We start from the raw sequence: 13,781 nt of genomic DNA on the forward strand, positions 1-13,781 counted from the left end.
CCGCGATCGAGTGGCGACTCCCGCGATCGAGAGGCGCCTCCCGTCATCGAGTGCTCCGGCGATCGAGTGGCGGCTCCCGCGATCGAGTAGCGCCTCCCGCGATCGAGTGCCGGCTCGCCGCGATCAGGCCGCCTCCCAGGAGGAGTACCGCCGGTGCGCAGCGACGATCGTGCGCAGCAGCGCCTCTCCGCCGTCGGCCAGGTCGTCGCGGGTGACCGTGATGATGCACCAGCCCTCCGCGCGCAGCCTCGCGAGCCGGACGGCATCGCGGGCTCGCTGCTCCGGATCCTCGTGGTGCTCCCCGTCGTACTCGACGCCGAGCCGCAGGTGCGGCCAGCTGAGGTCGAGGCGCGCCACGAAGCAGCCTGCAGCATCGAGGACCTCGTGCTGGAGCACCGGCTCCGGCAGCGCTCGGAGGATCAGCAGCCGCACCAGCGACTCCCGCGGCGACTCCGCGCCGACGCGCACGAGCGCGAGCGCGCGTCGTGCGCGGTTCAAGCCGCGCGCGCCGGCATATCTGCGCAGCGCCTCCGTGAGCTCCTCGAGCGCCATCGCCTCGCGCCGCTTCCGCGACACCAGCCAGTCGCCGACGGCGACGAGCTCTTCGACGGTCAGGAGCGTCGCGAGGTGGACGAAGGCATCGGCTCGAGCCTCCACGCGCATCCCGTCGACCTCCGTCGTCGCCGACTTCAGCCGATGGCCGACGACGCCGGGCCGGTGCATCCGGGCGCGTCCCGTGGGCGAGGCGAGGTGCACCCGCGCCTCCTGCTCGAAGCGACCTGGGAGCGGCATCCCGTGGATGCGTGCGGCGGTGGTGTGCGAGAAGAACTGGTCGTCCTGTGCGAGCGCGCGCACGGCCTCGAGCAGCGCGCGGCCCTCGTCGCCGATCGCCGCGGTGATGCGGACGCCGCGCGCGGGTGCGGTGAAGGCCATCGACCGGAGCTCCGCCGCGGAGTAGCCGCGCTCGAGGCCGGTACGGACGGTGAAGCCGTGAGGGGTGTCCATGGCTCGCATGGTGACGCCGTCGAGCATCCGTTGCGGCCCCGGACGGTCCGGCTGTGGAGAACGGATGCGGTGGCGTCGGGGCGCCGCGCGATCGCAGGCGGCGCCACTCGATCTCGCAAGGCGCCACTCGATCTCGCAAGGCGCCACTCGATCGCGCAAGGCGCCACTCGATCGCGCGAGGCGCCACTCGATCGCGCGAGGCGCCACTCGATCGCGCGAGGCGCCACTCGATCGCGCGCGGCGCCACTCGATCACGCGGGGCGCCAATCGGTCGTGCGGGGCGCCACTCGATCGCGCGAGGCGCCACTCACACGGGGGCGGGCGCCGCGGGGAGGGCGCCGGCGGCGGGCGGCTACTTCTTGGGGGTGCCGAGCTGCTCGATGACGGCCTGGGCGACCTCGGCCATCGTCAGGCGGCGGTCCATCGACGCCTTCTGGATCCAGCGGAACGCCTCCGGCTCGGCCAGGCCCATGCGCTGGTTGAGCAGGCCCTTCGCGCGGTCGACGAGCTTGCGGGTCTCGAACCGGTCGGAGAGGTCGGTCACCTCGGCCTCGAGCGCGCGGATCTGGTCCCAGCGCGCGAGCGCGATCTCGATCGCCGGCAGCAGGTCGTTCTGCGTGAACGGCTTCACGACGTAGGCGAGCGCCCCGGCCTCGCCTGCGCGCTCGACGAGCTCCTTCTGGCTGAAGGCGGTGAGCAGCACGACGGGCGCGATCTTCGCGGCGCCGATGCGCTCGGCGGCGGTGATGCCGTCCATCTTCGGCATCTTCACGTCCATGACGACGAGGTCGGGCTCGAGCTCGGTGGCGAGCTCGACGGCGCGCTCGCCGTCGCCGGCCTCGCCGACGACCTCGAAGCCGGCGGCCTGCAGCGTCTCGACGATGTCGAGGCGGATGAGCGACTCGTCCTCGGCGACGAGCACCCGGCGTGCGGAGGATGCGGTCGGTGCGGCAGCCGCGTCGATCTGGGGCTCGGCGAAGAGGTCGTCGGTCATGAGCACTAGCCTAGTGTTCGGCCGACCGGGCAGATGCCCCGGCTCTCGCCGGTGTGGCGGAACAGGCAGACGCGGCGCACTCAAACTGCGCTTCCGCGAGGAGTGTGGGTTCGAGTCCCACCACCGGCACGAAGCCCGGCAGGTCCACTGGACCGGCCGGGCTTCGCGAGGTGCAGGCGGCTATGCCTCCGCGGGGTGCGGCACCGACTGGTGCACGACCTCGATGCGGCGCTTGCCGTGGTACGCCGGCACGGCGTCGGCGTGCACGTCGCCGACCCGGTGGATGCGCAGGTCGTTCGTCGAGCCGGAGGTGCCGGGCGGCATGCCCGAGATCACCACGACCTTGTCGCCGACCTGCGCGAGGCGCTTGCCGATGAGCACGTCGTCGACCTGCGCGATCATCTCGTCGGTGTGCGTCACGCGGTCGACCAGGTGCGTCTGCATGCCCCAGATCATCTGCATGCGCGACTCGATCTCGGGGTCGGGCGTGAAGCCGAACATCGGGATCGAGGTGCGCAGGCGCGACATGCGGCGCGCCGAGTCGCCCGACTCGGTGAAGACGACGATCGCCTTCGCCTCGACGAACTCCGCGACCTCGAGCGCGGCGAGCGTGATCGCGCCGCCCTGCGTGCGCGGCTTCGTGCCGAGCGGGGGGATGCGGCCGAGGCCGTCCTCCTCGGTCGCCTCGATGATGCGCGCCATCGTCTTGATCGTGACGATCGGGTGCTTGCCCACGCTCGTCTCGCCCGACAGCATCACCGCATCCGCGCCGTCGAGGATCGCGTTGGCGCAGTCGCTCGCCTCGGCGCGCGTCGGGCGGGGGCTCTCGATCATCGACTCGAGCACCTGGGTGGCGACGATGACCGGCTTCGCCCAGCGGCGGGCCAGCTCGACCGCGCGCTTCTGCACGAGCGGCACCTGCTCGAGCGGCAGCTCGACGCCGAGGTCGCCGCGGGCGACCATGATCGCGTCGAACGCGTCGATGATGTCGGCGAGGTTCTCGACCGCCTGCGGCTTCTCGATCTTCGCGACGACGGGCAGCTTCCTGCCCTCCTCCGCCATGATCTCGTGCACGCGCTCGATGTCCTTCGCGTCGCGCACGAAGGAGAGGGCGATGATGTCGGCGCCCAGCTGCAGCGCCCAGCGCAGGTCGTCCTCGTCCTTCTCGCTCAGCGCCGGCACGTTGACCGCGACGCCGGGCAGGTTGATGCCCTTGTTCGAGCTCACCGGCCCGCCGACGACGACCTCGGTGACGACGTCGTTGTCGGTGACCTCGACCGCGCGCAGCACGATGCGGCCGTCGTCGATCAGCAGCGGGTCGCCCGGCTGCACGTCGGCCGGAAGGCCCGTGAACGTGGTGCCGGCGCGCTGGCCGTCGCCCTCGACCTCGTCGGTGGTGATCGTGAACCGGTCGCCCTCGGCGAGGTCGTACGGGCCGCCGGGGATCTTGCCGAGGCGGATCTTCGGCCCCTGCAGGTCGACGAGGATGCCGACCGGGATCCCCAGCTCGTCGCTCGCCCTGCGGATGTCGGCGTACACCCCCTCGTGGACGGTGTGGTCTCCGTGGCTCAGGTTCATGCGCGCGACGTTGACGCCGGCCGCGATCGCGGCCTTCGTCTGCTCATAGCCGGCCAGTGCCGGGCCGAACGTCGCGACGATCTTGGCTCTTCTCATCGTCAGCTCGCTTTCATCGGCGCGCCGCCTGGGTGGGATCGGCGCGGACGTCTCCATACTCCCAGGTCGCCGCGCCGAGCGCGCCACACGGGCGGCTCGGCACGGCGCGGGTCACACTGCCGCGAAGGGGCGGTCGGTCGCGCGCACGGGCGACGGCAGCGCCGTCTCGCCCTCGAGGTAGGCGTCGACCGAGGCGGCGGCGGCGCGGCCCTCGGCGATCGCCCACACGATGAGCGAGGCGCCGCGGCCGGCGTCGCCGGCGACGAAGACGCCCGGCGTGCCGGTCGCGAAGTCGGCGCCGCGCTGCGGCACGCCGCGCTCGAACGGGACCTCGAGCGCCTCGCCGATCGACGCATCCGCCCCCGTGAAGCCGAGCGCGAGCAGCACGAGGTCAGCGGGGATCTCGCGCTCGGTGCCGGCCTTCGGGCGGCGCGTGCCGTCGACGATCTCGGTGTCTGCGACCTTGAGGGCGCGCACCTCGCCCGCGGCGTTCGCGAGGAACTCGACGGTCGAGACGAGGTAGCTGCGCTCGCCGCCCTCCTCGTGGCTCGACTGCTCCTCGAAGAGCGTCGGATGCACGGGCCACGGCTGGTGCTCGGGGCGCTCGCTCGGCGGCTGCACGCCGATCGCGAGGTTCGTCACCGACAGCGCGCCCTGCCGGTGCGCGGTGCCGATGCAGTCGGCGCCGGTGTCGCCGCCGCCGAGGACGACGACGTGCTTGGCCGTCGCGGTGATCTGGTTGGCGGGGACGGTGCCGGCGACCGCGCGGTTCTGGTGCACCAGGTAGTCCATCGCGAGGTGCACGCCGTCGAGCTCGCGCCCGGGGATGGGCAGCTCGCGGGCGACGGGGGCGCCCGTGGCGACGACGATCGCGTCGAAGCGGTCGCGCAGCTGCTCCCACGTGATGTCGCGGCCGATCTCGACGCCCGCGCGGAAGCGCGTGCCCTCGGCCTGCATCTGGGCGAGCCGCGCCTCGAGCGTGCGCTTCTCGAGCTTGAAGTCGGGGATGCCGTAGCGCAGCAGGCCGCCGATGCGGTCGTCGCGCTCGTACACGGCGACCGTGTGGCCGGCGCGCGTGAGCTGCTGCGCCGCCGCGAGGCCCGCGGGGCCGGAGCCGACCACGGCGACCGTCTTGCCCGTGAGGCGCGCGGGCGGGTGCGGCTCGGTCCAGCCGTTCGCGAACGCCTCGTCGGCGATCGTCTGCTCGATCGACTTGATCGTCACCGCGGGCTGGTTGATGCCGAGCACGCACGACGACTCGCAGGGCGCCGGGCACAGGCGCCCGGTGAGCTCGGGGAAGTTGTTCGTCGCGTGGAGCCGGTCGCTCGCGGCGCGCCCCTCGCCGCGCCACGTGAGGTCGTTCCACTCGGGGATGAGGTTGCCGAGCGGGCAGCCCTGGTGGCAGAACGGCACGCCGCAGTCCATGCAGCGGCTCGCCTGGCGCCGCAGCACCGCCTTGTCGCCGGGCTCGCCGATCTCGCGCCAGTCGAGGATGCGCACGGGCACGGGCCGCTTCTTCGGGAGCTCGCGCTCCGTCACCTTCAGGAAGCCACGAGGGTCAGCCACCGGTCACCTCCAGGATCCGCCGCCAGATGTTGTCCGAGTCGGGGTCGACCCCCTGCGCCTGCGCGTCGAGGCGGATGGACTGCACCATCGCCCAGTCGCGCGGCACGATCTTCGAGATGCCGGCGAGGCCGGAGTCGAGCACCGCCTGCGCCACCGTCGAGCCGGTCAGCTCGACGTGCCGGGCGAGGATCGCGCGCAGCTCGATCTCGTCCTCCTCGCCCGGCTGCTCGACGCGCAGCTCGCCCTGGTGGAACGAGTCCTGGTTGAGCAGCCGCTCGTCGAGGTCGAGCACGTAGGCGACGCCGCCCGACATGCCGGCACCGACGTTGCGGCCGGTGGAGCCCAGGATGACCGCGGTGCCGCCGGTCATGTACTCGAGCGCGTGGTCGCCCGCGCCCTCGCAGACGGCGGTGGCACCGGAGTTGCGCACGAGGAACCGCTCGCCGACGATGCCGCGGAGGTAGAGCTCGCCGCTCGTGGCGCCGTACCCGATGACGTTGCCGGCGATCACGTTCTCCTCGGCGACGAGCGCCGCGTCCTCGGGCGGGCGCACGGTGATGAGGCCGCCGGAGAGGCCCTTGCCGACGTAGTCGTTCGCGTCGCCGACGAGGCGCAGCGCGATGCCGCGCGGCACGAAGGCGCCGAGCGACTGGCCGGCGGAGCCGCGGAGCGTCAGGTCGACGGTGCCGGGCTCGAGGCCCCGCGCGCCGGCCCGCAGCGTGACGGCGTTGCCGAGCATCGTGCCGACCGCGCGGTCGGTGTTGGCGATCTCGAGGTCGAGCTCGAGCCGCTCCCCCGCGTCGATCGCGCGCTCGAGCTGCGCGAGCAGCCGGCTGTCGAGCTGCTCGTCGAGCTCGTGGTCCTGCGCGGTCGTGCGCCGGGGCGCGCCGTGCGCGCCGTCGGGCTGCGCGAGCACGGGCGCGAGGTCGAGCCCGTCGGCCTTCCAGTGCGCCACCGCCCGGTCGACCTGCAGCAGGTCGCCGCGGCCGATCGCCTCGTCGAGGGTGCGCAGGCCCAGCGACGCGAGGATCTCTCGCACCTCCTGCGCGATGAACTCGAAGAACTGCACCACGAACTCCGGCTTGCCCGTGAAGCGCTGCCGCAGCACGGGGTTCTGCGTCGCGACCCCCACCGGGCACGTGTCGAGGTGACAGACCCGCATCATGATGCAGCCCGAGACCACGAGCGGGGCGGTGGCGAAGCCGAACTCCTCTGCGCCGAGCAGCGCGCCGATGATGACATCGCGGCCGGTCTTCAGCTGGCCGTCGACCTGCACGCTGACGCGCTCCCGCAGGCCGTTGACCATGAGCGTGTGCTGCGTCTCGGCGAGGCCGATCTCCCACGGGGTGCCCGCGTGCTTCAGCGAGTTGAGCGGGCTCGCGCCCGTGCCGCCGTCGTGGCCGGAGACGAGCACGACATCCGCCTTCGCCTTCGCCACGCCCGCCGCGACCGCGCCGATGCCCGACTGCGACACGAGCTTGACGTGCACGCGCGAGCGCGGGTTGGAGCGCTTCAGGTCGAAGATGAGCTGCTTGAGGTCCTCGATCGAGTAGATGTCGTGGTGCGGCGGGGGCGAGATGAGGCCCACGCCCGGCGTCGCGTGCCGGGTCGAGGCGACCCACGGGTACACCTTGCCCGGCGGCAGCTGGCCGCCCTCGCCGGGCTTCGCGCCCTGCGCCATCTTGATCTGGATGTCGTCGGCGTGCGTGAGGTACATGCTCGTCACGCCGAAGCGGCCGGAGGCGACCTGCTTGATGGCGCTCCGCCGCTCGGGGTCGAGCAGTCGCTCCTCGGTCTCGCCGCCCTCGCCGGTGTTCGACTTCGCGCCGAGCCGGTTCATCGCGATCGCGAGCGTCTCGTGCGCCTCCTGCGAGATGGAGCCGTAGCTCATCGCGCCGGTCGAGAAGCGCTTCACGATCTCGGAGACCGGCTCGACCTCGTCGATCGGGATGGGCTGGGCCGCGTCGGTGCGGAGGCCGATGAGGCCGCGCAGCGTCTTGAGCTCTGTCGCCTGGTCGTCGACCATCCGCGTGTACTCGCGGAACACGTCGTAGCGGCCCGTGCGCGTCGAGTGCTGCAGCTTGAAGACCGTCTCGGGGTTGAACAGGTGCGGCGCGCCGTCGCGGCGCCACTGGTACTCGCCGCCGGTCGCGAGGCGCTCGTGGGCGAGCGGCGCGCGCTCGTCCGGGTAGGCGGAGCGGTGCCGCAGCCGGTTCTCCTCGGCGATGACGTCGAGGTCGACGCCGCCGAGCGGCGAGTGGGTGCCGGTGAAGTAGCGGTCGACGAGCTGCTGCGAGAGGCCGATCGCCTCGAACGCCTGCGCGCCGCCGTAGGAGCCGACGGTCGAGATGCCCATCTTCGACATGATCTTCGTGACGCCCTTGCCGAGCGCCTTGATGAGGTTGCGCACCGCGGTGTCGACGTCGGCGCCGAGCTGGCCGGTGAGGGCGAGCTGCTCGGCGGTCTCCATCGCGAGGTACGGGTTGACGGCGCTCGCGCCGTAGCCGATGAGCAGCGCCACGTGGTGCACCTCGCGCACGTCGCCGGCCTCGACGACGATGCCGGCCCGCATGCGGGTGGATGCGCGGATGAGGTGGTGGTGCACGGCGCTCGTCATGAGGAGCGTCGGGATGGGCGCGAGCTGGTCGGTCGAGTCGCGGTCGGAGAGCACGATGAACTGCGCGCCCTCGGCGATCGCCTCGTCGACCTCTCGGCACATCGCCTCGAGCCGCCGCTCCATCGCCTCGGGCCCGTCGTCGACGCGGTAGAGCCCCTTCACGACGACCGTGCGGCGGGAGCCCGGCGTGCGGTCGATCGAGCGGATCTTCGCCAGCTGGTCGTTGTCGATCACGGGGAAGTCGAGGATGATCTGGCTCGCGTGCGAGGGCGTGGCCGTGAGCAGGTTGCGCACGGGGCCGAGCCCCATCGACATGCTCGTCACGATCGACTCGCGCAGCGAGTCGAGCGGCGGGTTGGTCACCTGCGCGAACGCCTGCTTGAAGTAGTCGAACAGCAGCCGCGGTCGCTCGGCGAGCACGGCGATCGGGGTGTCGGAGCCCATCGCGCCGAGCGGCTCGGCGCCGGTCTTCGCCATCGGCGCGATGAGGATCCGCACCTCCTCCTCGGTGTAGCCGAAGGTGCGCTGGCGGCGGGTGACGGATGCGGCGGTGTGCGCGACGTGCTCGCGGTCGGGCAGGTCGGCGAGGTGGATGCGGCTCGATTCGAGCCACTCGCCCCACGGCTCCATCGCGGCGAGCTGCTGCTTGACCTCCTCGTCGGGCACGAAGCGGCCCGCCTCGGTGTCGATGAGGAACAGCCGGCCCGGCTGCAGGCGCCCGCGGCGCACGACGCGGCTCGGCTCGATCGGCAGCACGCCGGTCTCCGAGGCGAGCACGAACAGCCCGTCGGAGGTCTCGAGCCAGCGCCCGGGGCGCAGGCCGTTGCGGTCGAGGGTCGCACCGACGAGGCTGCCGTCGGTGAAGCTGATCGCCGCCGGCCCGTCCCACGGCTCCATGAGCAGCGAGTGGTACTCGGCGAAGTCGCGCAGCTCCTGCGGCATGTCGGGCTGGTTCTCCCACGCCTGCGGGACCATCATCATGATCGCGTGCGGGAGCGAGCGGCCGGCGAGCGTGAGCAGCTCGAGCACCTCGTCGAACGAGGCGGAGTCGCTCATGCCGGGCGTGACGATCGGCTTCAGCGGCCGCAGGTCGCCGAGCAGCTCGCTCGCGAGCTGCGACTCGCGCGCGCGCATCCAGTTGCGGTTGCCCTCGACCGTGTTGATCTCGCCGTTGTGCGCGATCATCCGCAGCGGCTGCGCGAGCGGCCACGACGGGAACGTGTTGGTCGAGTAGCGGGAGTGGACGATCGCGAGCTTCGTCTCGAAGCGCTCGTCGGACAGGTCGGGGTAGAACGGCTCCAGCTGGAGCGTCGTCACCATGCCCTTGTACGTGATGGTGCGGCTCGACAGCGACGGCAGGTACTCCCCCACCTCGCGCTCGACGCGCTTGCGCAGCCGCCACGCGAGCCGGTCGAGCTCGATGCCCGACACGGGCGAGCCGGCAGACGCGACGAAGACCTGCTCGATCGCGGGCATCGCGCTGCGCGCGAGCTTGCCGAGCGCGTCGGGCACGGTCGGCACCTCGCGCCAGCCGAGCACCCGCAGGCGCTCCTGGCCGGCGATCTCCTGCAGCTGCTCCTTCACGCGCGCGCGGTGGGCGTCGTCGAGCGGCAGGAAGGCGAGCCCGGCGGCGTACGCCCCCGCCTCGGGCAGCGGGAACGGCACCGAGGCCCGCAGGAACGCATCCGGCATCTGCGTCAGGATGCCGGCGCCGTCGCCGGTGCCCGCGTCGGAGCCGACCGCGCCGCGGTGCTCGAGGTTGCGCAGCGCGTCGAGCGCGAGCGCGACGATGTCGTGCCCGGCGGTGCCGCGGGTGGTCGCGACCATGGCGAGGCCGCACGAGTCGCGCTCATGGCGCGGGTCGTACATGCCCGTCGCCGCGGGCGCGCCCATCCCCTGGAACCGGTCTCCCCCGAACGGGGGCTCGCTGGGTGCTCGCATGGTGCTCCTTCAGCTGCTGCTGCGGTGGGAGCGGGACGCCGTCGGCCCGCGGCGCGCGAGGAGCGCGCAGGACTACCTGGTGACGACCGCGGGATCTGCGGCGGGCTCGGCCTCGTCCTGGGTGCGGGACTCGGGGAGCTCGGTGTAGACATCCGAGTCTACGCCCTCCTGCGTGCCCGGCTCGCGCCCTGGCTGCCACGGCGAGGGCTCGAGGCCCGGGTGGCGTCGCGTCTGCACGATCCAGACGACGAGTCCGACCGCGATCGCGAGGAACGCCATCCACACGTTGGTGCGGATGCCGAGGATGAGCTCGGACGGGTCGACGCGGATCGTCTCGAACATCGAGCGGCCCACGCCGTACCAGATGAGGTAGAGCGCCACGAGGCGGCCCCACTGCACGTCGCGCCTGCGGTCGATCCACAGCAGCAGCGCCGCGCCGAGCACGTTCCAGACGATCTCGTAGGCGAACGTCGGGTGGAAGAGCGTGCCCTCGGGCAGGCCCACGGGGAACGCGGGGTTGGTCGCCTCGATCTCGAGGCCCCACGGCAGCGCGGTGGGCTGGCCGAAGAGCTCGTGGTTGAACCAGTTGCCGAGCCGGCCGAAGGCCTGCGCGAGCAGCAGCCCGGGCGCGAGCGCGTCGACGAACGTCGTGAACCGCAGGCCGGTCTGGCGGCAGCCGATCCAGATGCCGATGGCGCCGCCGATGAGCGAGCCGAAGATCGCGATGCCGCCCTCCCAGATGTAGAGGGCGCTCAGCGGGTCGCGGCCGGGGCCGAAGTAGTCGTCGGGGTGCGAGACGACGTGGAAGACGCGCGCGGCGACGATGCCGAGCAGCACGGCCCAGACGGCGATGTCGATGACGTACCCGGCCTCGACGCCCCGCTGGCGCAGGCGCCAGCCGGTGAGCACCGCGGCGACGACGATGCCCGCGAGGATGCACAGCGCGTAGGTCTGGATGCCCCAGCCGGCCGGCACGAACGTCAGGCCGATGCTGTACAGCCACTGCCCGATCGGCACCTGCTGCCACTCGGGCGGCGGGCTCGGGATGCTCTGGAGGAGAGGTGTCACGCGGAAGCGCCCTTCTCTGTGCTGTGGGTCGACCCTGTGCTGGGGGCCGGCGTGCTGGGGGCCGGCGCGCCGGCGGCCGGCGCTGCGTCGGCGGCCTGAGTGCCTGCGAAGGCCGGGCCGTCGTCGAGTGTACCGGCGGCGAGGGAGGCGGCGAGCTCGCGGACGGCGGGCACGCCGCCGGCGCCGAGCGCCCGCACGAGCGCCGAGCCGACGATCGCGCCGTCGGCGTAGGTGAGCACGTCGCGCACCTGCTCGGCGGTCGAGATGCCCAGGCCGACGCACCGCAGCGCCTCGGTGCCGGCGGATGCGGCGCGGGCGGCGATGCGGTCGGCGAGCGCCCGCGCGGCGAGGTCGACGTCGTTCCGCGCACCGGTCGTGCCCATGGTCGAGACGGTGTAGACGAAGCCGCGCGAGCCAGCGACGGCCGCGTCGATGCGCGCGTCGGAGGAGGACGGCGCCGCGAGGAACACTCGGTCGAGGTCGTGCCGCTCGGCGGCCTCGAGCCAGTCGCGGCCGTTCTCGGGCGTGAGGTCGGGCGTGATGAGGCCCGCGCCGCCCGCGGCGGCGAGCCGCTCGGCGAAGCGGTCGACGCCGTAGCGCAGCACCGGGTTCCAGTAGGTCATCACGAGCACCGGCGCGCTCGTGCGGGCGGTGATCGCCGCGACGGCCTCGAAGAGCTCCTCGAGGCGGAAGCCGCGCTCGAGGGTCGACTGGGTCGCGGCCTGGATGACCGGGCCGTCCATGCCGGGGTCGGAGTAGGGCACGCCCAGCTCGATCGCCGTGCAGCCGGCCTCGGCGATCGCGACGGCCGCCTCGATGCTCGTGGCGAGGTCGGGGAAGCCGACCGGCAGGTAGCCGATCAGCGCGCGGCTGCCGCTCGCGCGGATGGCGTCCTCGGTGCGGCTCACAGCTGCTGCGCCCCTTCGTCGAGCAGGTGGAACCAGCGCCCGGCGGTCGCGACGTCCTTGTCGCCGCGGCCCGACAGCGACACCAGCAGCGTCGAGCCCGGCTGCTCCTTCGCGAGCCGCAGCGCGCCCGCGATGGCGTGCGCCGACTCGATGGCGGGGATGATGCCCTCGGCGCGCGTGAGCGCGAGGAACGCATCCATCGCCTCGGTGTCGCTCACCGGCTGGTACTCGGCGCGGCCGAGGTCGTGCAGCCACGCGTGCTCCGGGCCGACGCCCGGGTAGTCGAGGCCGGCCGAGATCGAGTGCGACTCGAGCGTCTGGCCCTCGTCGTCCTGCAGCAGGTACGTGCGCATGCCGTGCAGCAGCCCCGGCGCGCCGCGCTCGATCGAGAGCGCGTGGCGGGCGGTCTCGGCGCCGTCGCCGGCCGCCTCGAGGCCGATGAGGCGCACGTCGGCGTCGTCGAGGAAGGCGTGGAAGATGCCCATCGCGTTCGAGCCGCCGCCCACGCACGCGAGCACCGCATCCGGGAGCCCGCCGGTGAGGGCGATCGTCTGCTCGCGCGCCTCGTCGCCGATGGCGCGGTGGAAGTCGCGCACCATCTCGGGGAACGGGTGCGGGCCGGCGACGGTGCCCATGAGGTAGTGGGTGCTGTCGACGTTCGCGACCCAGTCGCGCAGGCCCTCGTTGATCGCGTCCTTCAGCGTGCGGGAGCCGCTCTTCACCGGCACCACCTCGGCGCCGAGCAGCCGCATGCGGGCGACGTTGAGCGCCTGGCGCTCCGTGTCGACCTCGCCCATGTAGACGACGCACTCCATGCCGAACAGCGCGGCCGCCGTCGCGGTCGCGACGCCGTGCTGGCCGGCGCCGGTCTCGGCGATCAGGCGCGTCTTGCCGAGCCGCTGCGCGACGAGCGCCTGCCCGAGCACGTTGTTGATCTTGTGGCTGCCGGTGTGGTTGAGGTCCTCGCGCTTGAGGAGGATGCGGGCGCCGGCCTGCTCGCTGAGCCGCGTCGCGTCGGTGAGCAGCGACGGGCGGCCGGTGTAGTCGCGCGACAGGCGCGCGAACTCGGCCTGGAAGGCGGGGTCGGCCTTGCACTCGGCGTAGCACTCGGCCAGCTCGTCGATCGCCGCCATGAGCGGCTCCGGCATGAAGACGCCGCCGTAGGCGCCGAACCACGGCCCGTGCTGCTCCCGCAGCGACGGGGACTGCTGCGATGCGCTCATGCTGCCCTCCCGAACTCCGCGACGCGCGACTCGGGGTCGCCGTCGGTGACCAGTGCCTCGCCGACGAGCACGGCGTCGGCGCCGTCCTGCCGGTAGCGCGCGACGTCGGCAGCGGTGCGCACGCCCGACTCGGCGACCGCGACGGTGCCCGCGGGGATGCGCGCGCGCAGCTCCGCGAAGCGCTCGGGGTGCATCGCGAACGTCTTGAGGTCGCGGGTGTTGACGCCGAGGATGCGCGCCTCGGCACCGAGGGCCGCGTCGATCTCGCGCTCGTCGTGCACCTCGACGAGCACCGACAGGCCGAGGCCCTCGGCCTCGCGGTGCAGCTGCCGCAGCCGCGCGGGCTCGAGCGACGCGGCGATGAGCAGCACGAGGTCGGCGCCGAACGCGCGCGCCTCGAGCAGCTGGTACTCGTCGGCGATGAAGTCCTTGCGCAGCACCGGCACCGAGACCGCGGCGCGCACGGCGCGGAGGTCGTCGAGGGAGCCGAGGAAGCGGCGCTCCTCGGTGAGCACGCTGATGGCGCTCGCGCCGCCGGCGGCGTAGCGCGCGGCGAGCGATGCGGGCTCGGGGATGTCGGCGAGCGGGCCCTTCGAGGGGCTCGCCCGCTTCACCTCGGCGATGATGTGGGGACCCGGCGAGTCGGCCTTCGGCGTGCCGAGGATCCGGGCGGCGTCGAGGGGCGCGGGCGTGCGCTCGGCGATCGCCTGCAGCCGCTCGAGCGGCAGGCTCTCGCGGCGTCGCGCCGCGTCCTCGAGCGCGCCCGCGGTGAGCGCGTCGAGCAC

Annotated in this window: 9 protein-coding genes and 1 tRNA gene; 1 reads left to right on the plus strand and 9 read right to left on the minus strand. The window is 73.0% G+C overall.

Annotated elements, in window-relative coordinates; genetic code table 11:
* Positions 1–123: 123 nt before the first annotated feature.
* Entirely contained in the window at positions 124–1,005 is an 882-nt protein-coding gene (locus FQ330_RS06515; protein ID WP_192575863.1) for an endonuclease domain-containing protein, read from the minus strand.
* 352 nt (positions 1,006–1,357) lie between these two features.
* Complete coding sequence (locus tag FQ330_RS06520; RefSeq protein ID WP_128189714.1) at positions 1,358–1,999, minus strand: ANTAR domain-containing response regulator; 642 nt, start codon at positions 1,997–1,999, stop codon at positions 1,358–1,360.
* Between the two features lie 47 nt (positions 2,000–2,046).
* Here FQ330_RS06520 and FQ330_RS06525 point away from each other — a divergent pair.
* Positions 2,047–2,128 (plus strand) — tRNA-Leu (locus tag FQ330_RS06525).
* 51 nt (positions 2,129–2,179) lie between these two features.
* Here FQ330_RS06525 and pyk read toward each other — a convergent pair.
* The 7 genes from pyk to trpC all read right to left on the minus strand — a co-directional run bounded on the left by pyk (position 2,180) and on the right by trpC (position 13,781).
* Positions 2,180–3,673 carry a pyruvate kinase gene (gene pyk / locus FQ330_RS06530; RefSeq protein ID WP_146356168.1) on the minus strand — a complete coding sequence of 498 codons (1,494 nt, stop codon included), beginning with the start codon at positions 3,671–3,673 and terminating at the stop codon, positions 2,180–2,182.
* A gap of 111 nt (positions 3,674–3,784) precedes the next feature.
* Positions 3,785–5,239, minus strand: a complete 1,455-nt coding sequence (locus FQ330_RS06535; RefSeq protein WP_146356170.1) for a glutamate synthase subunit beta — start codon at positions 5,237–5,239, stop codon at positions 3,785–3,787.
* A complete protein-coding gene (gltB, locus tag FQ330_RS06540; protein WP_404799849.1) occupies positions 5,232–9,797 on the minus strand; it encodes a glutamate synthase large subunit in 4,566 nt (1,521 codons plus the stop codon). Before gltB ends, FQ330_RS06535 begins: the two co-directional genes overlap by 8 nt.
* A 72-nt stretch (positions 9,798–9,869) precedes the next feature.
* Complete coding sequence (lgt, locus tag FQ330_RS06545) at positions 9,870–10,865, minus strand: prolipoprotein diacylglyceryl transferase (protein ID WP_146356172.1); 996 nt, start codon at positions 10,863–10,865, stop codon at positions 9,870–9,872.
* On the minus strand, positions 10,862–11,773 hold the full coding sequence (gene trpA / locus FQ330_RS06550) for a tryptophan synthase subunit alpha (RefSeq protein WP_146356174.1): 912 nt from the start codon (positions 11,771–11,773) through the stop codon (positions 10,862–10,864). Before trpA ends, lgt begins: the two co-directional genes overlap by 4 nt.
* The gene (gene trpB, locus FQ330_RS06555) at positions 11,770–12,996 is read right to left on the minus strand and encodes a tryptophan synthase subunit beta (RefSeq protein WP_146356176.1); all 1,227 of its coding nucleotides are present in this window, start codon (positions 12,994–12,996) and stop codon (positions 11,770–11,772) included. The genes trpA and trpB overlap by 4 nt, the downstream gene beginning before the upstream one ends.
* The gene (gene trpC, locus FQ330_RS06560) at positions 12,993–13,781 is read right to left on the minus strand and encodes an indole-3-glycerol phosphate synthase TrpC (protein ID WP_318655686.1); all 789 of its coding nucleotides are present in this window, start codon (positions 13,779–13,781) and stop codon (positions 12,993–12,995) included. Before trpC ends, trpB begins: the two co-directional genes overlap by 4 nt.

It is taken from the genome of Agrococcus sediminis (assembly GCF_007923295.1).
Lineage (GTDB): Bacteria > Actinomycetota > Actinomycetes > Actinomycetales > Microbacteriaceae > Agrococcus > Agrococcus sediminis.